Origin of the sequence: Corynebacterium riegelii (assembly GCF_001263755.1) — a bacterium.
GTDB classification, from domain to species: domain Bacteria; phylum Actinomycetota; class Actinomycetes; order Mycobacteriales; family Mycobacteriaceae; genus Corynebacterium; species Corynebacterium riegelii.
Genome location: NZ_CP012342.1, coordinates 408,273 through 429,630 on the forward strand (window position 1 = coordinate 408,273; position 21,358 = coordinate 429,630).

A 21,358-nucleotide genomic window follows, 5' to 3' on the forward strand; every position below is an offset into this window, starting at 1 on the left:
TTAACGGAGCGTCGTAAAGCAAAATGCTCCGTTTGCGCCGTAGTGTTTGAGGCATGTACCGCGTTTTTGAAGCTCTCGATGAACTTGTCCAAACGGTGGAGCAAGCCTACGGCGTGCCCATGACGTCGAACTGCATGGTGCCGCGCAACGAGATGCTGGCACTTCTGGATGATTTGCGCAACGCGCTACCGGAAGAGCTAGATGATGCTCAGGACGTACTGGACAAGCAGGACGAGATCCTGCGCGGCGCTCAAGAGCGCGCTGATGACCTGGTCTACGGGGCAGAAGATGAGGCGCGCAGGCTTGTAGACGATGCGCATGCAAAGTATGACTCCATGCTGGCTGATGCGCAGGAGCAGGCCACTATGCTGGTGTCCAACGCGGAAAATGACGCTAACGCGCTGGTAGGGCGGGCTCGTGAGGAGGCGGATACCACCGTCGGCCGTGCGCGCGAGGAAGCCGATCGCTTGGTTGAGTCCGGTAACCAGGAATACCAGCGCAGCGTTGATGAAGGCCTCGCCCAGCAGCAGCGTCTGGTCTCTGAGTCTGAGGTGATGCACCGTGCGGACGAGGAAGCTCGCCGCCTAGTGGAGCAGGCCAATGTCGAGTCTTCCCGCCTGCGCTCTGAGTGCGACAGCTACGTGGATGCGAAGTTGGCGGAGTTTGAAGAGTCCCTGTCTTCGGTACTGCGAACGGTCAGCTCGGATCGTTCCGCATTGCGTCGCGGCGCTGGAGTGTCTGGTGCGCAGCGAGTTGATGCTGGTCACGAGCAGCCTGAGCGTTACCCAGCGCGTGAGAGGACGCGTCGCCCGCGCACCAACTAGTGTGTAAGGCGTTATGTCTGAAAATCCCTTCATCATTAATGTTGCTGACGCCCTGTATGGCGACGGCATGCCGGTTACGGTGACCCAGACTGGGCCGTCGCCGTCGCGTATTGGTCCGGAAATGATTGCTATCCCCGAAGGGGAAACCGTCACGGTGGAGGCCACGGTAATTCCGCTCGGCTCGGGCGTGATGGTTGATGCCACCGCTACCGCAACCTTGACAGGGCAGTGCGTGCGTTGCTTGAAAACGCTGAACCCGACGGAAAGCATCCGGATTGAGCAGGTGTTTTCTACCAGCGATGCGTTCATTACTGGAGACGCAGAGGTGGATGAAGACACGGGCTCTGGCGATGAAATCAAGTCTGTTGTGGACGACAACGTCGATCTGGAGCAGGCCTTTATCGATGAGGCCGGGTTGAGCTGGCCGTTTAACCCGACGTGTGAGCCGCAGTGTGAAGACGACTCTGATGTCCCCTCACCGGATGGTGTCTCTGGCGAGGAGCAGGAGCGGGTGGATCCGCGCTGGGCTGGTTTGGAGAAGTTCCTGTGAGTCGCTCTCGCAAGAAGCGGGTAAGCGGTGAGGAAGCGTGGCAGCTGGCGTATGAGTCGGTGGATCACGCACCCTTGATCGAGGCGCTTGGTTTGCCGCTGTCGGATGAAAAGCTGAAGCTGGCGCTGACGCACCGTTCCTTTGCCAATGAAAATGATCACTTGCCAAACAATGAGCGTTTGGAGTTCTTAGGTGATGCGGTACTAGGCCTGTCGGTGGCCACCAAGCTGTTTGAGCTGTATCCGACGCGTCCGGAGTCTGAGCTTTCACCGATGCGTGCCGCGATCGTGTCGCGTTACGGCCTTGCGGATGTGGCGCGTGAGATGAACCTTGGCCCGCACGTGATCATTGGCAAGGGCGAGGAGGTCACCGGCGGCCGGGAGAAGGAATCCATCCTGGCGGATACCACCGAGGCGCTCTTTGGTGCGCTGTACCTGGAGCACGGCTTTGAGCCGGCGCGCGATGTTGTGCTGCGTCTGTTTGAGAGGAAGCTGCGCACAGCTACGGCTACCAGCCGCCACCATGACTGGAAGACTGAGCTGCAGGTGCGCTTGGCCGAGCTGAAGCTGCCGGTAGCTGAGTACTCGGCAGAGTCCGAGGGCCCTGAGCATGATCAGGTGTTTACCGCGCAGGTGCTTGTGGACGGTGAGGTGCGCGGAACTGGCCAGGGGCCGAATAAGAAGCTGGCGGAGCAGGAGGCCGCTCACCAGGCTGTGCTGTACCTGCGCGATCACGTGTTTGAGGTCTAGCGTGCCGGAGTTGCCTGAGGTTGAGGTAGTTCGCCGCGGTTTAGATGAGCTGGTGGTTGGCCGCACCTTTGGCCGCGTTGAGGTGCTGCACCCGCGTGCGGTGCGCGGCAACACCGTGGATCTCACCCAGGTCCTGCCGGGGCTAAGCATCACTGTTACCGGCAGGCGGGGGAAGTTTTTGTGGCTCTTGCTTAGCGACGCCCACGTGCTCCTCACCCACCTGCGCATGAGCGGACAGATGCTGGTGGGGGCTCCTGGATTTACGCAAAGCCCCCACGTGCGTATTCGAGCAGAGCTGCTTGCGGCTGGTGAGGGGCCGCTGGAGCTTGCGTTTGTAGATCAGCGCACGTTTGGGTTCTGGCAGTACGCCGAGCTGGTTGACGGCATTCCGCAACCTGCGCTGCATGTTGCGCCGGATCCGTTTGATTCTGCGTTTGATCTGCGCTCAGCGGGGCGCGCGGTGCGGCGGAAGAATTCACCAGTGAAGTCGGTGTTGCTTAACCAAGAGGTGGTCAGCGGCATTGGCTCGATCTATGCGGATGAGGCGATGTGGGCGGCGCGGATTAAACCGTGGCGCACCGCGCGCACCATGCGCCAGCGCGACGCAGAAGCCGTGCTTGCAGCGTCGCGTGAGGTGATGGCGCAGTCGCTCGCCCGTGGCGGGACCAGTTTTGATGCGTTGTATGTCAACGTCAACGGGGAGTCCGGAAACTTCATGCAGTCCCTGAACGCCTATGGGCGCGCGGGGGAGCCGTGTGCCCGTTGCGGCACCCCAATTGAGAGGGTAGTTGTGGGGCAGCGCTCCAGCTATTTCTGCCCGAGTTGCCAAGTGCTGTAGATCACTCGCTAGACTTCCGCCCATGGATTCCGCCTTTTCTTTTGTAGACGGCACATTAAACGGCTTCATCTGGAGCCTGGTGCCATGGTTCCTTGTTGCCGCCGGTGTGTACTTCGGTCTGCGCACCCTGTTTGTGCAGATCCGCCTGTTCCCGGCGATGCTTAAGGCCGTAGCCGAAACCCCGAAGGGCAAAGACCGTGAGGGGCGTGACCTGGATGAGGAATACGGCGGGCTGTCCGCGTTCAAAGCGTTCACTATTTCTGCCGCCTCCCGCGTAGGCACCGGCAACATTGCGGGTGTGGCGCTGGCTATCTCTATCGGTGGCCCAGGTGCGGTGTTCTGGATGTGGATGCTGGCGTTGCTTGGTGGCGCGACCGCGTTTGTGGAGTCGACTCTGGCGCAGCTGTGGAAGACCAAGGATGCAGACGGCAACTACCACGGTGGCCCGGCGTATTACATGACGCGAGGGCTTGGTTGGCGCCCACTGGCCGTGCTGTTCTCCGTCTTCTTGGCCTTTACCTACGGCTTTGTCTACAACGCGATTCAGACCAACTCCATCGTGGAGGCTGTCGGCGGTTCCTTGAACAGTGACTCGATGCAGCTAAAGGCAATCGTTGCTGCCGTGATCGCAGTCTTGACCGCGTTGGTGATTTTCGGCGGTGTCACCCGTATTGCGTCGTGGACGCAGGTCATCGTGCCGTTCATGGCTGGTGCCTACATCTTGATGGGTGTTTGGGTGCTTGTGGTCAACATTACTGAGATCCCCGACATGTTTGCCATGATCGTGGGCCACGCGTTGGGTATCCGCCAGGTTGCTGGTGCTGGCGTGTGGTTGGCGTTTACGCAGGGTATGCGCCGTGGTTTGTTCTCTAACGAAGCCGGTATGGGGTCCGCGCCGAACGCTGCGGCAACGGCAACCGTGTCCCACCCGGTAAAGCAGGGCTTGGTGCAGACCCTCGGTGTGTACTTTGACACCCTGCTGGTCTGCTCCATTACCGCCTTTGTTGTGCTGCTCGGCCCAGCCGTGGACTACGGCATGGACGATATCCAGGGTGCTGCACTGACACAGTCCGCACTCGCCGACTCCGTGGGCGCGTGGGGCGCGCACGCTATCACGTTCATTCTGTTCTTCCTGGCGTTTAGCTCCGTGATTGGAAACTACTACCTTGCGCAGGCAAACCTGGAGTACCTCACCTCCTCCAAGACTGCGATGACGGTGTTTCGTCTCGTGGTCATCGGCTTTGTCATCTTCGGTGCGTTTGGCTCTGTGCCGCTGGTGTGGGCGCTGGGCGACACCATGGCAGGTCTGCTCGCGCTGTTTAACATCATCGCGATCATCCCGCTGGGTGGTGTGGCCATCAAGCTGCTGAAGAACTTCAACGAGCAGCGCTCCAAGGGTGTGGACCCGGTATTCCACCGTGACATGCTGCCGGAGATCAAAAATGTTGAGTACTGGGACGGTTCTGACCCGGTGACCCGCCGTAGCGCTGAGGACCGCGTTGCCTTGCGCAAGGAAGGCAAGGATGCCTAAGACCCGCATGACGGCCCACGTCCGCGGACATGTCCAAGGCGTGGGTTTTCGCTGGTGGACGCGCTCGCGTGCGCTAGAGCTCGGCCTAGCTGGCTACGCCAAGAATCTTGTGGACGGACGTGTGGAGGTTGTGGCTGAGGGGGATGCGTTGGGCGTCGATAAGCTAAAAGCCCTGCTAGAGGAGCAACCGAGCACGGCAAACCGACCGGGACGCGTGGATGGGGTGCAGGCTCAGTACAGTGAGCCGAAGGGGGCCACCGGATTCGAGGAGCGTTGATGGAAGCACAACAGTTCAAAGATGCGATGAGCCAGCTTGCGGCGGCGGTGACCATTGTGACCACCGGAACCGAAGAAGCACCACACGGCACGACGGTGAGCGCGTTTATGTCGCTGTCGCTGGATCCGCCGATGGTGCTGGTGAGCCTGGATCAACGCTCTTCACTGTTGCAGCAGCTGACGGTGGGTGCACCGATTGGCATCAACGTCCTGTCCACGGAACAGGGCGATCTGGCTCGCCGCTTTGCGGACAAGAGCGTGGACAGGTTTGAAGGTGTGAGCTTTTCGGTTGTGGACGCCGCGCCGAAGCTTCCCTGCAACCACACCTGGGTCGCAGGTACCGTTAACCAACTGATCGCGGTCGGGGATCACGTGCTGGTTGTGGTGGACGTGGAAAACGCTGAAGTGAACTCCAACCAGCCGCTGCTGTACTGGCAGCGTGAGTTTGGCACGCACGGCACCATCGAGCCGGGAGACGTGCGCGCCCAGGCGGTCGAGCCGTAACCGACTGCTTGGCTACGGGTTTTAGGCCTGTTGGTTGTGCTGGGTGGCGGTGTTTGCTGGAGTGGCTTGTGCAAAGCTTAGGAAGACCTTTAGATGTGCGCCGGTAGCTCGGGCATAGCGCTGCAGCGTTGACAGCTGCGGGTCAGTTTCGCCGCGCTCCAGGTCAGAGATAGCTGACTGGGTTGTTCCCATAACTTCGGCGACGTCGCGCTGGGACATGCCGGCTTGTTTTCTGCCAGCTCGCAATGCGTCAGCAAGGCGCATCCGAGTTTCTGCGTCTTCCGCTGCCTCAGTGATGTCTGGGTCAGTGAATAATTCCTCGAAGTCGAATTCTTCGGAGTTGGAATCGCGGTATTGAGTGGTGTTCATAGTCGCCCCCTTGCAGCGTATCTGTCATAGCCGATATTACAGTAATGATCGGCGTGGGCCGATATCTGACCGTGATTAGTTTCTATTCCGCCAGTTTTTAAGTCGCTGCTCAGCCTTCTGGAGTTCGGTCTTAGGTGTCTTTCTTTGGTTTTTGAAAAAGCATGACAGGATGATGTAGTGCACTGGAGAGTCCTGAATAAGCATCGCCCGGTAATGGTTGCCTCCAACCTGGACTCTGACTTCATAGATTTCGCCGCGAATGTGTCGCAGATCTTGTAAACCGATTTCTGCCTTGGCTAAGCGCTTGAGCTTGGCGCCTAGCGCACCCTGGCCCTCTTTGGACAAGGCTTTGAATTCACGCTTGCTTACAGGATCGCTTTCTCCCCCTGGTGCGTACCATCGAATCTGGTTTCTATACATAAATCCCCCCGCCATCTACGTGAAGCCCCCTGAATTGGATATGGAGTTTAGCGGATCGGTAGCCGATTCGGTGCACAAGGTCCGCATGAGGGTGGGAGTGGTGGCCTGCCTGTAAAATCCACAGAATGCATTTGAAATCGCTGACGCTGAAGGGCTTTAAGTCCTTCGCTTCAGCGACCACAATGAAGTTTGAGCCTGGCATTTGTGCCGTGGTGGGCCCGAATGGTTCGGGCAAGTCTAATGTGGTGGACGCGCTTGCCTGGGTGATGGGGGAGCAGGGCGCGAAGAATCTGCGCGGCGGCAAGATGCAGGACGTGATCTTCGCGGGCGCGGGTGAGCGTAAACCTTTGGGGCGAGCGGAAGTCACGCTGACGTTTGATAACAGTGACAAGCGCCTGCCGATTGATTTCACCGAGGTGGCGATTACGCGGCGCATGTTCCGCGATGGCGCCAGCGAATATGAGATCAACGGGGCGAAAGCGCGTCTGATGGACGTGCAGGAGCTGTTGAGCGACTCCGGTATTGGCCGTGAAATGCACATCATCGTGGGCCAGGGCAAGCTTGCGGAAATCCTGGAGTCGCGCCCTGAGGAGCGCCGCGCCTTCATTGAAGAAGCCGCAGGTGTGCTCAAGCACCGTCGCAGGAAGGAAAAGGCGCAGCGCAAGCTTAACGGCATGCAGGCCAACCTGGACCGTCTGACGGACTTGACGGAAGAGTTGGGCAAGCAGTTAAAGCCCTTGGCCCGTCAGGCAGAGGCTGCCAAGCGTGCGGCGACGGTGCAATCTACGCTTCGCGACGCACGCCTGCGCATCGCTGGCCACCAAATCGTCACCCTTCGCACCGCCTATAACCAGGCGGTGGAGGAAGCGGAACTCCGCAAAGCTGGCGCGGAGGCAGCTGCAGAAGCGCTAGAGGAAGCCGTAGCCATCCAAGAGACGATCGAGGCGGAGCAGGCGGACGCCCAGCCTGCTGCCGAGGCTGCCCAGCGCACTTGGTTCAGCCTGTCCACGCTGGCGGAACGAGCCAATGCCACAGGGCGTATTGCAGCAGAGCGCACCCGAAGCGCCTCGATGCCGGTGCCGTACGCGGGGCAGGATCCTGAGGAACTTGAAGCCCGGGCGAAGGCTGCGGACCAGCGTGAGGCGGAGACGCTTGAGGCAGCGGAGGAGGCTGCGGAGCGTCTAGCTGAGGTCCACGAGCTGGTCGAAGAGGCCCAGGAGGAGTTTGACGCCGCTGAGCGCGAGCACTTGGCGCGCTTGCGTGCGATCGCGGACCGTAGGGAAGGCGTGGTGCGCCTGCTAGCGCAGGAAGAATCCTTGGTGCAGGCGGTGGAGTCGGCGGAAGACGAGGTGCGTCGTTTAGAAGAAACGCTCACTGAAACTCGCGCGCGTGCGAGAGCCGCACAAGATGAGGCGGCAGAGGTAGCCCAGCGGTTGCAGGTCATTGAGTCTGAGCGTGGGCCGTTGGACGCGGCGTATGAGCGTGCTCGCGCTGAGGCCCAGTCTGCCGAATCCAGGTTGGCGCAGTTGCAGGATGCGCGCCGTGAGCGTGAGCGCGCGGTGTTTGCGCTGGAGGCGCGTATTGCGGCGCTTAATGAGCAAGCACCGAAGTCGCCAGCAGCCGAGGTGCTTGAAGGCTTTGGTCCCTTGGCGGTGCAGGTCAGTGCGGAGTCTGGCTATGACGTTGCGCTTGCCGCGGCTCTCGGTGCGGCGGCAGAGGCTCTTGTGGGTGAGGTGACTCCGGGTGCGATTGAGGCTTTGGGTGGCGCCTCGCGCGGGATCATCATTGATGCTGTTGGTGGCCAGTCCTGGCGTTTGGAGACGGACGTTCAGGTGGACTGGTTGCTCGATCACGTGGTTCTGACTCCTGAGGTACAAGGACCGTTGACGCGTCTGTTGGTGGATGTTGCGCTGGCGGACAATGTGGAGCAGGCACGCGAGATTGTGGATGCGGATCCGCGCCTGCGGGCAGTTACCCCTGACGGCGTGCTGGTTGGCGAGGGCTGGGTAGCCGCTGGCAGCGCACAAACCACCACGGTTGAGGTCACCGCCCAGATTGACGCTGCGCAGAAAGAGCTGGAAACCGCGAGTGAGAACCTGGCACAGCTCGCTGGCACCTTGGAGGGCGCAACCCTTGCGGCGGAGGACGCACGCGTCGCTGCGGCTGCGGCGAAAGCGGCGCTGAATGAGCATGACACGCAGGTCGCCTCGTGGCGCCGCGACCTGTCTCGTCTGCAGCAGCAGGCGAGCGCGAGCGAGGAGACGCACGCGAAGGCCGCAGGCCGCGTCAACGAGGCAGAGCTGCGTGCCCGTAAGCAGCAGCAGGCGTTGGAAGAAACGCGGGATCGCCTCAGCCGCGTTGAGGAGCCGGAGACTGAGGAACCATCAACGGCGGAGCGTGACCGAGCCCAGGCAAAGCTCACCCAGGTTAAAGCCGCTGAGATGGAGGCCACCATGGCGTTTCGCTCGGCGCGCCAGGCTGCGGAGGCGAACGCGGGACGCTCTGCCGCGCTGCGCAAGCAGGCGGAGCACGAGCGTCAGGCGAAAGCACGCCACGATGAGGCGCAAAAGCGCAGGCAGACTGAGGCTGAGCTGGCCCGTGCGGTGGCAGCCATGTCGGAGGAGCTTGTTGTGCGTATCGACGCAGCGCTTATCCGCGCAGCGTCCCAACGCGACGAGCGTGGTGCTCACGTCAGCGCACTTCGAGCACGCCAGCAGGAGGCGAAAAACGCAGTCGCAGCAGCGCGTCAAACTGCAACCCGTGCCCAGGAATCGGCGCATGCGGCTGAGATTGCCCGCTCGCAGGCACAGGTGCGTATGGACGAAGCGGAGGCTCAAGCCACCTCCTCGCTAGGCATCGCCGTGGATGACTTAGTTGCGGGCTACACGCCAGACGACAACTTTGACCTGGATGCTGAGCAGCAGCGTCTGCGCCAAGCGGAGAAGGACCTGCGCGCGCTGGGCAAGGTCAACCCACTGGCCCTGGAGGAGTTCAAGGCACTGGAAGAGCGCTACGGGTTCTTGTCCACGCAGCTGTCAGACGTGATCCAGGCACGCAAGGACCTTGAGGGTGTGATTGAGGACGTTGACGCGCAGATCCTCACCTTGTTCACCGACGCCTGGCGCGATGTGGAGGCGGAGTTCCCGCGCGTGTTTGCCACGCTGTTCCCGGGTGGCGAAGCGCGCCTGATCCTGACTGATCCCACCGACATGCTCACTACGGGCCTTGAGATTGAGGCGCGCCCACCGGGGAAGAAGGTCAAGCGCCTATCTTTGCTCTCCGGCGGGGAGAAGTCCTTGACGGCACTGGCGTTTCTGGTTGCTATCTTCCGCGCACGCCCCAGCCCGTTTTATGTGCTCGATGAGGTTGAGGCCGCCCTTGACGACGTCAACCTGCGCCGCCTCATCGCCCTGCTTGAGGAACTGCGTGAGGATTCCCAGCTGATTGTGATCACGCACCAAAAGCCCACCATGGATGTGGCGAACGTGCTCTATGGCGTGACCATGCGTGGCGACGGTGTTACCCGCGTCATCTCCCAGCGCATGCAGCCCACGCCGAAGTAGCCGCTACTATTGCCAACTATGGATTCAAACTTTCGATGGATAAAGCTTATGGTTGCTGGTTCGGCCCTGTCCGTGTTGCTTACTGCCTGCGCATCTGCCGGTGCACTTGATGGCACCTATGTTCAGGCCGAGACAAACCCAGCCGCTAACGACCCCTCGTCGATGATAACTACGTTGACTATCGACGGTGAGAATTGCGAGCTGAGCGCTGAGACCATGCCCGACACCCAGGACGCGATGGTGCAGACATGTTCGGTGAAGGACGGGGCGCTTGTATTTTCTGCCGGTAACGCAGAAGCGGCTGTTCCTTTTGAACAGATTGCAGGAGGCGATATCCGTCTTGGGGATCACGGAGAAACCCTCTTAGTAAAACAATAACCCCCAGCCTTGGCAGGGGTGTGGCCAAGGCTGGCACTATAGAGTGCATGACAAACATGACAGTTCTGTGGGTAGTCGTTGGCGTAGTCGTACTACTGCTGATCATTCTGGGCATCATCATTGCCGGAAAGCAGCGCAAGAAGGCGAAGACCGTCTCCTTTGAAAAGCAGGTGGAATCTGCCGAGCCGAAGCAGCTCACCCGCGAGGAGAAGTCTGGCAACTACCAGGCCAAGGGCGGATTTAACTTCGCGCAGGCCGACGCCGCTCCGAAGCAGCCGGAGCCAGTACGGCGCGAGCCCGCAGCTGCGCCTGCTGCCCCTGCCGAGCCAGTGGCGCCGGTAGAACCCCCGGTAGAACCCCAAGCGTCGGGCCTTGCGCCGCACCTAGAAGAGCAGCTCGCCGCCGAGCAGGAGAAGCAGGCTGAACAGGTCGAGCAGGTTAATCAGCCAGAAGAGGCTGTAGTTGATGCACAGGCTGCGGTTGAGCAGGAAGAGCCGAAGCCCTTCCCGGAGCCGGAGTCTCAGGCGGTTGTCGCGCCTGAGCCAGTTTCCGAGCCTGAGGCGGTTGTCGAGCCCGAGCCGGTTGTTGAGGAAGATCCGGTTGTGGAATCGGAGCCGGTGGACGTCGAAAAGCATGAGGCTCTCGCTGCTGAAGCTGCGGCTGCCGCGGCGGTTGCGGCTGACAGTGCGGAGGAGGCACTGGCGGCTGAGGACGTCGAGGTGTCCGAGGATGCAGTAGTCACCCCGGCGCCGGCTGCTGAGGCGCAGATTGACCAGATCGAGCCTGCGGCTGGCCGAATTGGCAAGTTGCGTGGGCGCCTGTCGCGCTCCCAGAACGCGATTGGTCAGGGCCTGCTGGGCATTCTGACCGCGGGTGATTTGGATGAAGACGCGTGGGAGGAAATCGAAGACACGCTCATCATGGCGGATCTTGGTGCGCAGCTGACCATGAAGGTTGTGGACTCGCTGCGTGAGAAGATTGCACAGCGCGGTGTCTCCAGCGAGGCTGAGGCCCGCGCGATGCTGCGCGAGACCCTGATCGAGGCAGCGCGTCCAGACATGGATCGTTCGATTAAGGCCATGCCGAACGAGGGCAAGCCTGCCGTCATCCTGGTTGTGGGTGTCAACGGGACGGGCAAGACCACCACCACCGGCAAGCTTGCGCGTGTGCTGGTGTCCATGGGTCACACTGTGGTGCTTGGCGCAGCGGATACGTTCCGTGCGGCGGCGGCAGACCAGCTTGAGACCTGGGGTCGCCGTGTTGGTGCATCCACCGTGCGCGGCAAGGAGGGGGCGGACCCGGCTTCCGTTGCCTTCGACGCTGTGACTACGGGCGTGGACCAGGGCGCAGACGTTGTGGTGGTGGACACCGCAGGACGCCTGCACACCGCAACTGGTCTGATGGATCAGCTGGGCAAGGTCAAGCGCGTAGTAGAAAAGAAGTCCAACGTGGACGAGGTACTGCTGGTACTGGATGCCACGGTTGGCCAAAACGGTATCGCGCAGGCGCGCGTGTTCCGTGAGGTTGTAGACATCACCGGTGTGGTGCTGACCAAGCTGGATGGCACCGCCAAGGGCGGCATCGTCTTCCAGGTACAGGAGGAGCTCGGTGTACCGGTGAAGCTGGTCGGCCTGGGCGAGGGCGCTGATGATTTGGCGCCGTTTGAGGTGGAAAGCTTCGTCGACGCGCTTTTGGGTTAGTTGCTCGGCCAACAGACGGGTTTCGGCCTCAACGTGCGCAGGCGCTAGGCTGGTTGGAGTTATTTTTACGTATCCGCGATTAGTTCACAGGAGTACGCGACGTGTTTGAGTCATTGTCCGATCGCTTGCAATCGGCCCTTGGTGGCCTGCGCGGGAAAGGAAAGCTCACCGAGGATGACATCAACGCCACCGCGCGCGAGATCCGCATCGCGCTGCTGGAGGCGGATGTCTCGCTGCCTGTGGTCAAGACCTTTATTAAGCGCGTCAAGGAACGTGCACTCGGCGCAGACGTATCCGCGGCGCTGAACCCTGCACAGCAGGTAATCAAGATTGTTGATGAGGAGCTGACGAACATCCTCGGCGGCGAAACTCGCCGTCTGCAGTTGGCGAAGAACCCGCCGACTGTGATCATGCTTGCAGGTCTGCAGGGTGCTGGTAAGACCACACTCGCCGGAAAGCTGGCAAAGCACCTGTCCAAGCAGGGGCACACCCCGCTGTTGGTGGCGTGTGATCTGCAGCGCCCGGGCGCGGTGCAGCAGCTGCAGATTGTCGGTGAGCGCGCAGGCGTGCCTACCTTCGCGCCGGACCCGGGTACCTCCACCGACTCGTATGCACACGAGATGGGCACCTCCCATGGTGACCCGGTGGCGGTGGCTACCCAGGGTGTGGAGTACGCACGTCAGAATAAGAATGACGTGGTCATCATCGATACCGCGGGTCGCCTCGGTATTGATGAAGAGCTGATGACCCAGGCCCGCAACATTCGTAATGCGGTGAACCCGGATGAAGTCCTGTTTGTCATTGACGCGATGATTGGTCAGGACGCGGTGTCCACCGCCGAGGCGTTTGCCGCCGGTGTGGACTTCACTGGCGTGGTGCTGACCAAGCTTGATGGTGACGCCCGTGGTGGTGCTGCGCTGTCTATCCGTGAGGTGACGGGTAAGCCGATCCTGTTTGCGTCGACAGGCGAAAAGCTCGATGACTTCGATGTCTTCCACCCGGACCGCATGTCCAGCCGAATCCTTGGCATGGGTGACCTGCTTTCCCTGATTGAGCAGGCAGAGCAGACCTACAACGAGAAGGATGCAGAAGCTGCGGCGACCAAGCTTGCCTCCGGTGAGCTAACCCTGGAGGACTTCCTGGATCAGCTGCTGATGATCCGCCGCATGGGCCCGATTGGCAACTTGCTGAAGATGATGCCGGGCGGCAAGCAAATGAACCAGATGGCGGACATGGTGGATGAGAAGCAGCTGGATCGCATCCAGGCCATCATCCGCGGCATGACCCCGCAGGAGCGCCAGGATCCGAAGATCCTTAATGCTTCAAGGCGGAAGCGTATTGCCGCCGGTTCCGGCGTCACCGTCGCTGACGTGAATCAGCTTGTAGAGCGCTTTTTTGAAGCGAAGAAGATGATGGGCCGTATGGCCGGTCAGTTTGGCTTCCCAGGCGCACCGGGAATGGGTGGACGTTCCGCCACGAAGAAGAAGCCGAAGGGCCGCAAGGGGAAAAATGGCAAGCGCAAGCCGGTGAAGCGTTCCGGTGGCGGCATGCCGGGTGGATTCCCGGGTATGGGCGGCGGTATGCCGGACCCGAAGGAGCTTGAGGCACTGCAGAAGCAGCTTCCGGCTGGGATGCAGGGTATGGACCTGAGCAACCTTGACTTCAACGAAGCGATGAAGCGTATGGGCAAGGGGAAGTTCTTCTAGGTTCCCGGGTTGCCCGGGCGGGCTAACTGCCCAGGCTAGTTTCCGGAGTGGGGGATGTTGAGGGCGTCGAAGATTGGCGCCATCTCCTCCCACAACAGGGGGGTCAGTGAACGCGCGTAGGCGTTCGAGATGTGGTTTTGGTCGCGGTAGATGTAGACGTTGCCAATCTGTGGTGGGCAGGTGGTTTCGCTGCAGTACCAGATGGACGTATCCACGCTGTAGAGGTGATTCGTGCCGTCTAAGTAGCCTGCGGCCGGGTCGGACTCTGGGTAGACCTCACGTGTTTGCATTGAGCAATCGGCCTCGGTGCCGCCTGCGACGATGCAGAAGTTCGGGTCCATGGGGTTGCCAAACTGGTCGAAGAACCAGGGATTATCGCGCAGCCCCAGAAACGGGATCTCGTTCTGCGCGAGGTTGTACCAGAGGTTGGCGTAGGCGTCCGGCACGGTATCTGCTGCCGTATCCACGGCACCGGCACGACCGCCGGGGCGGGTGGAGTTGGAAATCACAAGATCCGGGTCCAGCGCCACGATCTCCGCGAAGGCATGTTCGCCCCACTCGGCGCAGACCTCAGAGACGATGTCGAGGCGATCCTCGCCGCCAACCACCAGCGGGCACTCTTGACGGACGTAAGGCACGACCTTGAACCCGTGCTCCCTGCCCAGGATGTCCAGTGGGATGACGAATGGCTCGATGTGTGAACCACCCGTCATGACAACGGTGACGTCTGCCTCGGTGTCACCCCAGACGCAGTCCGGTCCTGGCATTTCGTCGGCAGGTGCCGGCAGGAAGATCATGCAGTCCTGGTGGCCAATCGGCGGATAGATACCGGCAACCAGGGATGGATCCGGCTTCGCGGCGATGCTGGGCACGTCCACACCCGTGATCGCAAGCGCTCCCGGGTACCTGGTGGGATCCAACGGTCGGTCTTCCATATCCACGCGTGCGTTCCACAGTGGCTGCACGGTCAGCGCCCCGACGAACAGCGCGGCGATCAGCACACCACCGGCAGCGCGCCCAGCGCCGGCGGGGGTGCGAAGCGTCTTGCGGGCATCCGCCACAGGGTGCTCGCCTGCTAATGGACGCTTGCGATGCTGACGAAGCGGCGCCTCCAACAGTGCGTGCGTGACGTGTGCCAACGCAAGCGAAGCCACAATGACGGCCACGCCAACCAGCGGCGGCGGGCTGTCAAAGCCGCCGGAGGCAGTCACAATGATCAACAGTGGCCAGTGCCAGAGATACAGCGAGTAGGCGATGTTGCCCAGCCACGTCATCGGCTTTGAAGCAAGCACGTTGGACACCGGGTTGGCATTGCCGCTGACAATGATCAGTGCGGCGCCTGCCAGCGGCAGCAGCGCTAGCGGGCCGGGGAACGCAAGCGAGCTAGGAATGACTAGGCCTGTAATGGTGATCAGTACTACGCCAAGTCCCGCCGTAAACGTGCTCGCGGGCGCGGGAACGAAGTAGCGGGCCGGCACAAAAGACAACAGCGCTCCGAGAGAAAGCTCCCACGCGCGGGAGAACGTGGAGTAGTAGTTCGCGGGCGTGCCGAAAAGACCGTAGCGGCAGGCGTACGCAAAAGATGCGATGGTGACCACAGCCAGCACGATGATGGCTACACGCTGGCCTGCCTCGCGGTTGAACTGTGTCTTTGTTGCCAGCCATGCCAGCACAGTCCCGAAGAGGATGCCAAAGAGATAAAACTGGCCCTGCACTGACATGGACCACAGATGCTGCAAGGGAGACGTGGTGTCGCTCGCCGCAGCGTACGCCGCATCTTGCGCAGTGAGCTGCCAGTTTTGGTAGTAGAGCAGAGAGGCGGTGAATTGGGCGGCAAGATCATCGCCCATCAATTCCGGAGCAAGCAGCAGCACGCCCGCTAGCGAGGCAAGCAGTACGACGACAAGCGCCGGGACCAGCCTTCGCACCGTGCGCCAGAATGGCCACCACGGATTCAGATTCGGGTTGGGGCGCAGTGCGTAACGCAATTGTCCGCCTAGGAAGAAGTATCCAGACAGGAATAGGAAGACGTCCACGCCGCCGGAGACTTTGCCAACAAAAACGTGGAAGAAAACAACAAGGGCAATCGCGTAACCGCGCAGGCCGTCGAGATCAACGCGGTACGCGCGCGATCCGGAGGTACCGGGATTGGTTGCGCCCCGGTTTGGCCCTTGTATGGTCATTTCTGCAACACTACCTCGCCGCCACAGGGGGAACGGAAACCAACCCGCGGGGTATGCGCGGTTTGGGATTGTGGGTGTGCTGCTATTACAATCTTTCAAGTCCTGCGTCAGAGCCGTGATCCGGATACGTCCGCCCGGCCAGTCACGCGCAGGGAAAACCAGGGGCTGAACCGGCTCGTCGAAAAGCGGCGAGTGCCTGCACTGCCCAGTGACCTTGAAGGAAGAATCATGGCTGTAAAGATCAAGCTGCAGCGTATGGGTAAGATCCGTAACCCGCAGTACCGCGTTGTTATCGCTGATGCACGTACCCGCCGCGATGGCCGTTACATCGAGAACATCGGCATCTACCACCCGAAGGAAGAGCCGTCGCTCATCCGCATTGACTCTGAGCGTGCACAGTACTGGCTGGGCGTTGGCGCACAGCCGACCGAGCCGGTTCTGCAGCTGCTGAAGGTCACCGGTGACTGGCAGAAGTTCAAGGGCCTTGAGGGTGCAGAGGGCACCCTGAAGGTTGCTGAGGAGAAGCCGTCCAAGCTCGACCTGTTCAACAAGGCGCTCGAGGAGGCCAACAACGGCCCGACCGCTGAGGCCATCACCGAGAAGCGCAAGAAGGCTAAGGAAGACGCAGAGGCAAAGGCTGCTGCTGAGGCCGAGGCTGCCGCCGCCGCTGAGGCTGCTGAGGCTGAGGCTGAGGCTGAGGAGTCCGCTGAAGAGGCTCCGGCTGAGGAGAGCGCGGAGTAGAACTATCTCTCCACACTAAGAGCCCGTGCACCCATGTGGTGTGCGGGCTTTCCTGCTTTTCTAAGGCTTCCCGCACGCTATCCCGAACGCCCGCGCGGCCAGCACGGCGGAGACCAAGTCCGCGTCATCGGCTGCGTGCTCCCGCGCGGATGACTGTGGCTGGGACGATGCGGAAGTGTCGGCGCTGATGCGCTGCGATTCGGCAAGGCCTTTAACCCACCGCAGCGGGAGTTTCCCACGGTGTAGCTCGCAGTTGGAGAAAAACCGCCGCGCATTTCCAATTGCCCCCAGGCCTCGAACTAGTCAGTTGCGGGAACCTGGAAAGATAATTCGGCTCATGGACAGTGCCATTATTACTTCACTAATCGCGCGTATCTCTTCTCGCCTTGACATTTCTACCGTGTCGAGCCGAGATAAATGCAACAACTCCTGATACGGTAGCGACGATTAGGAATTCGACAACTCCTACATTCGCTGTGGCTAGAGCTATTAGCGTAACTAGAAGGAAGCCGGTTAGAACGAAAACGCCGATGAAGATAGCGGCGAAAACTAGCTTGTTAGACATAATTTATTCTCCGTTCCCGTATGCCGATCTAGCGTTTGTGTAGACAGTGAAGTTGTTGAATGGGTACTTCACTTATCAGCTTCTCCGCGATAGTCGGATGTGACAGCTGCGAGCTGGTGGGGGGGATTGCATTGACTAATTTAATGGCAAGTGTAATCTTGCCCACCATTGGAACCAAGGGGGTATGAACCGCTCATTCGCCCAGTAGGCGAAATGATGGTGGGAGAGGACGGGGCCGCGAGAGAGTTCCCTCAGATAGTTGGTCAAGGGGACATCCTGGAAGTTGGACGCAGGCTGGGGTAGTAGCCGCATCTGTCGCTGGTAGCCTTATCCCCCATGGAAATGCTTATCGGCAGGGTGGTGAAATCCCACGGGGTTCGTGGCGAGGTTGCCGTTGAGTTGCTGGCAGACGAATCCGAGGACCACATTGTGGTTGGGGAAGTGCTCACGGGTCGGCAGACAGGCAAAGAAATACAGCTGACAGTGAAGACGGTTCGCCCGCACCAGCGGCGTCTTTTGGTCAGCTTCGAGGAAGTCCCGGACCGTACCTTGGCAGATAGTTTGCGGGGTATGAAGTTCTTCGCGAAGCCGCTTGAGCGCGAAGAAGACTCTGATGAGTACTACAACCATGAGCTCATCGGGCTGAAGGTTCACCACGACGGCAACGAGGTCGGCGAAGTTACCGGCGTTATGGATGCGCCGAATCGCAAGATTCTGGAGATTGATTACAAAGGCAAGGAAGTGCTCGTGCCGTTTGTGATGGAGTTCGTGCCAGTGATCGACCTGGATGAGGGGTATCTGGAGATCACCCCGCCCGAGGGCTTGCTTGATGTCTAATCAGGATCACAAGCTGCGTTTAGACGTCATCACGATTTTCCCCGAGTATCTCGAACCTTTGCGCCATGCACTGTTGGGCAAGGCGATTGAGCAGGGGATTTTGACTGTTGGCGTGCACGATCTACGTGACTGGGCTACGGGAAACCACAAGTCTGTAGATTCGCCGCCACTTGGTGGTGGCCCCGGCATGGTGATGAAGCCGCAGGTGTGGGGGCCCGCACTCGACAGCGTTGCGCAGGGCCGCGTCGGTGCTGACTTGGAGACGGCGGTCCAACACCGAAATGACAAGCTTCGCCATGATGACGTGGCGGAGGTAGCGCCGCGTCCATACGCAAAGGCCGAAGACGCCTCGGAAGAGGACGCGACGAAGCCGTTGCTCTTGGTTCCCACCCCTGCCGGCACACCGTTTACCCAGGCGGACGCACAGGCCTGGTCGCGCGAAAAACATATCGTGTTTGCCTGCGGGCGCTACGAAGGCATTGATCAGCGCGTGTTTGAAGACGCAGCGAAGCGCTACCGCGTACGCGAAGTGTCTATTGGGGATTACGTACTTATCGGCGGGGAAGTGGCCGTGTTGGTGATTGCAGAGGCGGTCACCCGCCTGATCCCCGGCGTGCTGGGCAATACCGAAAGCCATGAAGATGACAGCTTTTCTGACGGCTTGTTGGAAGGGCCTAGCTACACCAAACCGCGGGTGTGGCGTGGCATTGAAGCGCCGGCGGTGTTGACTTCAGGCGATCACGCCAAGGTGGAGCAGTGGCGCCGCGAGCAGTCGCTGAAACGCACGAGTGCGGTACGCCCGGAATTGCTTGAGACTGCGCGGTTGAGCGATGAAGATCGTTTCATGCTTTACGCCCAGGACGTGGTGACGGAGTTGGATGTGTTGGGGTGGCGGCGTGGCGTTGAAAAGCACATGCGCCGAGCGCTGAAGAAGGCAGGCTACCGGGTGGAATCCATTAAGGCTGTGGAGCGAGGTACGGATGTGTGCTTCGGGCCGTCCATGCTGGAGACCGAGTATGAGCGCCGTGAGGGCAGGCCGTGTCTGGAGCCGTTGGTGAAACTGACGGTTCGTGGGCGCACGGCGCTTGAGCCGGTGGAGGCGACCAAAGCTGTGGTAGCAGCGCTGCCCAGGGGAGCGGACTGGTACGGCTCGACGCGCGTGGTATAAATCACGACCGCAGTGTTCGAGCACAGTGTTCACCTCGTGTGTTGTCGGCTCCCTGTTGGCCCAGGCGTTGCTGTAAAAGGGGTCACGCTAAACTTCGGCGAATGACTATCGCAGCAACAATCGCGACAGAAATTCACGTGCGCCCCTCCCAAGTGGAGGCGGCGCTTCGCCTTTTGACGGAGGGCAACACGGTTCCGTTTATTTCGCGCTACCGCAAGGAAGTCACCGGCGGTTTGGATGATGCGCAGTTGCGCCACATCGAGGAGCGCAACACGTACCTGGTGGAGTTGGCCGAGCGCAAAGAGGCAGTGCTGGCCAGTATTGATGAGCAGGGCAAGCTGGCCGATGAGCTCAAGCGCGACATCCTTGCGGCCGATACGAAGGCGCGCGTGGAGGACTTGTACCTGCCGTACAAGAAGCGCCGCAAGACCAAAGCGGACATCGCGCGCGAGGCAGGGCTTGAGCCGCTTGCACAATTACTTATCGACGAGCCAACGACCAACCCCGAAACCGCCTCCGAAGGGTTCCTCTGCGAAGGCTTCCCGGATGCAAAGTCCGCGCTTGACGGCGCACGTGCGATCTTGGTGGACCGCTTCGCCACCGACGCTGACCTGGTAGGTGCGGTGCGTGACCGCGTCTACGCCGAGGGCACCATGCGCGCAACTGTTGTGGAAGGCAAAGAACAGGAAGGCGCGAAGTTTGCGGACTACTTCGACTTTTCTGAAGACTTTGCCAAGCTGCCTAGCCACCGAATTCTGGCGCTGTTGCGCGGGGAGAACGAAGGCGTGCTCACCCTGGATCTCGACCCCGGCGATGAGTCCGTCTACGAGGGCATGATCGCGCAGCGTTTCAACCTGCCGGTGAAGGACTCCGAGTGGTTGGCCAAGGCCGTGCGTTGGGGGTGGCGCACCAAGTTGCAGATTTCGGCGAATGTGGATGCGCGTATGCGTCTCAAAGAAAAAGCCGAAGAGGGCGCACTGGAGGTGTTCAAGACGAACCTGCGTGACGTACTGCTGGCGGCTCCTGCCGGCCAGCGCGTCACCTTGGCGCTGGACCCGGGGTACCGCAACGGCGTGAAGTGCGCGGTTGTGGACGGCACCGGCAAGGTACTGGCAACCACGATTGTCTACCCGCACCAGCCGCAGAACCGTTGGGATGCTTCGCGCGCAGAGCTCGCGTCCCTGGCCGCAGAGCACGGTGTGGAGCTGATCGCCGTGGGCAACGGCACCGCCTCGCGTGAGTCGGAGAAACTTGCCGGCGAGGTGGCGGACATGATTGCCAAGGCCGGCGGCACACGCCCAACGCCTGTGGTGGTCAGTGAGTCTGGCGCCTCTGTCTACTCCGCAAGCGAGATCGCAGCAGAGGAGTTCCCGGAGATGGACGTCTCGCTGCGCTCCGCGGTCTCCATCGGGCGCCGCTTGCAGGACCCGCTGGCGGAACTGGTGAAGGTGGATCCGAAGTCTATCGGCGTTGGCCAGTACCAGCACGACGTGAACCAGACCGCCCTGGCCCAAATGCTGGACGCGGTGGTGGAGGATGCGGTGAACTCCGTCGGTGTGGACGTCAACACTGCCTCCGCGCCGCTGCTTGAGCGCGTTGCAGGTCTTTCGGGCACGGTGGCGAAGAACATCGTGGCCTACCGCGACGAGCACGGCAGCTTCACCACCCGCAAGGAGTTGGGCAAGGTGCCACGTCTGGGGCCGAAGGCGTTTGAGCAGGCTGCGGGCTTCCTGCGCATCCAAGGCGGGACGGACCCTCTGGACGCCTCCGCCGTGCACCCGGAGGCCTACCCGGTGGTTGAGCGCATCGCGTCTGTAACCGGCCTGGACACCACACAGCTGATTGGCAACACCGCAGTGCTGACCAAGCTTGCCCCGGCAGACTTCGCCGATGACACCTTTGGCGTGCCAACGGTGACCGACATCATCGCCGAGCTGGACAAACCCGGCCGCGACCCACGCCCGGAGTTCAAGACCGCCACCTTCAAAGAAGGCGTCAACGAAGTCAAAGACCTCAAACCCGGCATGATCCTAGAGGGCACCGTGACCAACGTCGCTGCCTTCGGCGCGTTTGTGGATGTCGGCGTTCACCAAGACGGCCTCGTGCACGTCTCCGCGATGAGCGACCGCTTCGTTTCTGACCCGCACGACGTTGTCCGCTCCGGCCAGGTAGTCAAAGTCAAGGTCATGGATGTAGACGTTGCTCGCAACCGCATCGGCCTTTCGCTTCGGCTTAACGACGACCCCGCCAACCCCTCCACCGCCAAACCCGGCAAGCAAGCGCGCCAGCAGGCAGGTAAGAACTCTGGCAAGGGCGGTCATGGTGGTCAGGGCGGTCGGGGTGGGGGACGTGGGCGTCGACAAGCAAAGGGAGCTCAAGGCGGGTCGATGGCCGATGCCCTCAAGCGTGCCGGATTTGGTAACTGACCGGGCGATATGTAACATGTTTCGAGTTGT

General features: G+C 60.9%; 18 protein-coding genes. 15 read left to right on the plus strand and 3 right to left on the minus strand.

Translation table 11 applies throughout. The features are described from left to right. Positions 1–53 precede the first annotated feature (53 nt). Genes AK829_RS01915 through AK829_RS01945 form a run of 7 tightly spaced genes read left to right on the plus strand, consistent with a single transcriptional unit; the run spans position 54 to position 5,272 of the window. Positions 54–824, plus strand: coding sequence for a DivIVA domain-containing protein (locus AK829_RS01915; protein WP_052203766.1), 771 nt, complete (start codon positions 54–56; stop codon positions 822–824). A gap of 13 nt (positions 825–837) precedes the next feature. Further along, positions 838–1,374, plus strand: coding sequence for a YceD family protein (locus AK829_RS01920; RefSeq protein WP_052203769.1), 537 nt, complete (start codon positions 838–840; stop codon positions 1,372–1,374). After that, on the plus strand, positions 1,371–2,123 hold the full coding sequence (rnc, locus tag AK829_RS01925; protein ID WP_052203770.1) for a ribonuclease III: 753 nt from the start codon (positions 1,371–1,373) through the stop codon (positions 2,121–2,123). The genes AK829_RS01920 and rnc overlap by 4 nt, the downstream gene beginning before the upstream one ends. 1 nt (position 2,124) lies before the next feature. Next, positions 2,125–2,961, plus strand: coding sequence for a bifunctional DNA-formamidopyrimidine glycosylase/DNA-(apurinic or apyrimidinic site) lyase (mutM, locus tag AK829_RS01930; RefSeq protein ID WP_052203772.1), 837 nt, complete (start codon positions 2,125–2,127; stop codon positions 2,959–2,961). A 22-nt stretch (positions 2,962–2,983) separates the two neighbouring features. Beyond that, complete coding sequence (locus AK829_RS01935) at positions 2,984–4,492, plus strand: alanine/glycine:cation symporter family protein (protein WP_052203775.1); 1,509 nt, start codon at positions 2,984–2,986, stop codon at positions 4,490–4,492. Further along, positions 4,485–4,769 (plus strand): acylphosphatase, encoded by a 285-nt coding sequence (locus tag AK829_RS01940; protein ID WP_052203777.1) that lies wholly within the window; start codon positions 4,485–4,487, stop codon positions 4,767–4,769. Before AK829_RS01935 ends, AK829_RS01940 begins: the two co-directional genes overlap by 8 nt. Continuing rightward, positions 4,769–5,272: a flavin reductase family protein gene (locus AK829_RS01945; RefSeq protein ID WP_052203779.1), complete on the plus strand. Its 504-nt coding sequence runs from the start codon at positions 4,769–4,771 to the stop codon at positions 5,270–5,272. Before AK829_RS01940 ends, AK829_RS01945 begins: the two co-directional genes overlap by 1 nt. Before the next feature lie 21 nt (positions 5,273–5,293). Here AK829_RS01945 and AK829_RS01950 read toward each other — a convergent pair whose 3' ends face one another. Both AK829_RS01950 and AK829_RS01955 read right to left on the minus strand, forming a co-directional pair. Then, the gene (locus AK829_RS01950; protein ID WP_052203780.1) at positions 5,294–5,641 is read right to left on the minus strand and encodes a helix-turn-helix domain-containing protein; all 348 of its coding nucleotides are present in this window, start codon (positions 5,639–5,641) and stop codon (positions 5,294–5,296) included. Positions 5,642–5,716: 75 nt separating this feature from the next. Continuing rightward, a complete protein-coding gene (locus AK829_RS01955; RefSeq protein WP_052203782.1) occupies positions 5,717–6,076 on the minus strand; it encodes a type II toxin-antitoxin system RelE/ParE family toxin in 360 nt (119 codons plus the stop codon). Between the two features lie 110 nt (positions 6,077–6,186). Here AK829_RS01955 and smc point away from each other — a divergent pair, with 110 nt between their 5' ends. The 4 genes from smc to ffh all read left to right on the plus strand — a co-directional run bounded on the left by smc (position 6,187) and on the right by ffh (position 13,408). Beyond that, positions 6,187–9,624, plus strand: coding sequence for a chromosome segregation protein SMC (gene smc / locus AK829_RS01960; protein ID WP_052203783.1), 3,438 nt, complete (start codon positions 6,187–6,189; stop codon positions 9,622–9,624). Positions 9,625–9,642: 18 nt separating this feature from the next. Continuing rightward, on the plus strand, positions 9,643–10,002 hold the full coding sequence (locus AK829_RS01965) for a hypothetical protein (protein WP_141738231.1): 360 nt from the start codon (positions 9,643–9,645) through the stop codon (positions 10,000–10,002). A gap of 47 nt (positions 10,003–10,049) precedes the next feature. Continuing rightward, positions 10,050–11,702: a signal recognition particle-docking protein FtsY gene (ftsY, locus tag AK829_RS01970; protein ID WP_083439709.1), complete on the plus strand. Its 1,653-nt coding sequence runs from the start codon at positions 10,050–10,052 to the stop codon at positions 11,700–11,702. Between the two features lie 101 nt (positions 11,703–11,803). Continuing rightward, positions 11,804–13,408 carry a signal recognition particle protein gene (ffh, locus tag AK829_RS01975; protein WP_052203786.1) on the plus strand — a complete coding sequence of 535 codons (1,605 nt, stop codon included), beginning with the start codon at positions 11,804–11,806 and terminating at the stop codon, positions 13,406–13,408. Positions 13,409–13,443: 35 nt separating this feature from the next. Here ffh and AK829_RS01980 read toward each other — a convergent pair whose 3' ends face one another. Then, the gene (locus AK829_RS01980; RefSeq protein WP_052203788.1) at positions 13,444–15,591 is read right to left on the minus strand and encodes an acyltransferase family protein; all 2,148 of its coding nucleotides are present in this window, start codon (positions 15,589–15,591) and stop codon (positions 13,444–13,446) included. A gap of 228 nt (positions 15,592–15,819) precedes the next feature. Here AK829_RS01980 and rpsP point away from each other — a divergent pair, with 228 nt between their 5' ends. From rpsP to AK829_RS02000, 4 genes are all read left to right on the plus strand, one after another. Then, the gene (gene rpsP, locus AK829_RS01985; RefSeq protein ID WP_052203790.1) at positions 15,820–16,332 is read left to right on the plus strand and encodes a 30S ribosomal protein S16; all 513 of its coding nucleotides are present in this window, start codon (positions 15,820–15,822) and stop codon (positions 16,330–16,332) included. Between the two features lie 901 nt (positions 16,333–17,233). Then, positions 17,234–17,734, plus strand: a complete 501-nt coding sequence (rimM, locus tag AK829_RS01990) for a ribosome maturation factor RimM (RefSeq protein WP_052203792.1) — start codon at positions 17,234–17,236, stop codon at positions 17,732–17,734. After that, positions 17,727–18,902, plus strand: a complete 1,176-nt coding sequence (gene trmD / locus AK829_RS01995; RefSeq protein ID WP_052203795.1) for a tRNA (guanosine(37)-N1)-methyltransferase TrmD — start codon at positions 17,727–17,729, stop codon at positions 18,900–18,902. The genes rimM and trmD overlap by 8 nt, the downstream gene beginning before the upstream one ends. Before the next feature lie 101 nt (positions 18,903–19,003). Beyond that, the gene (locus AK829_RS02000) at positions 19,004–21,328 is read left to right on the plus strand and encodes a Tex family protein (RefSeq protein ID WP_052203796.1); all 2,325 of its coding nucleotides are present in this window, start codon (positions 19,004–19,006) and stop codon (positions 21,326–21,328) included. Positions 21,329–21,358: the final 30 nt, after the last annotated feature.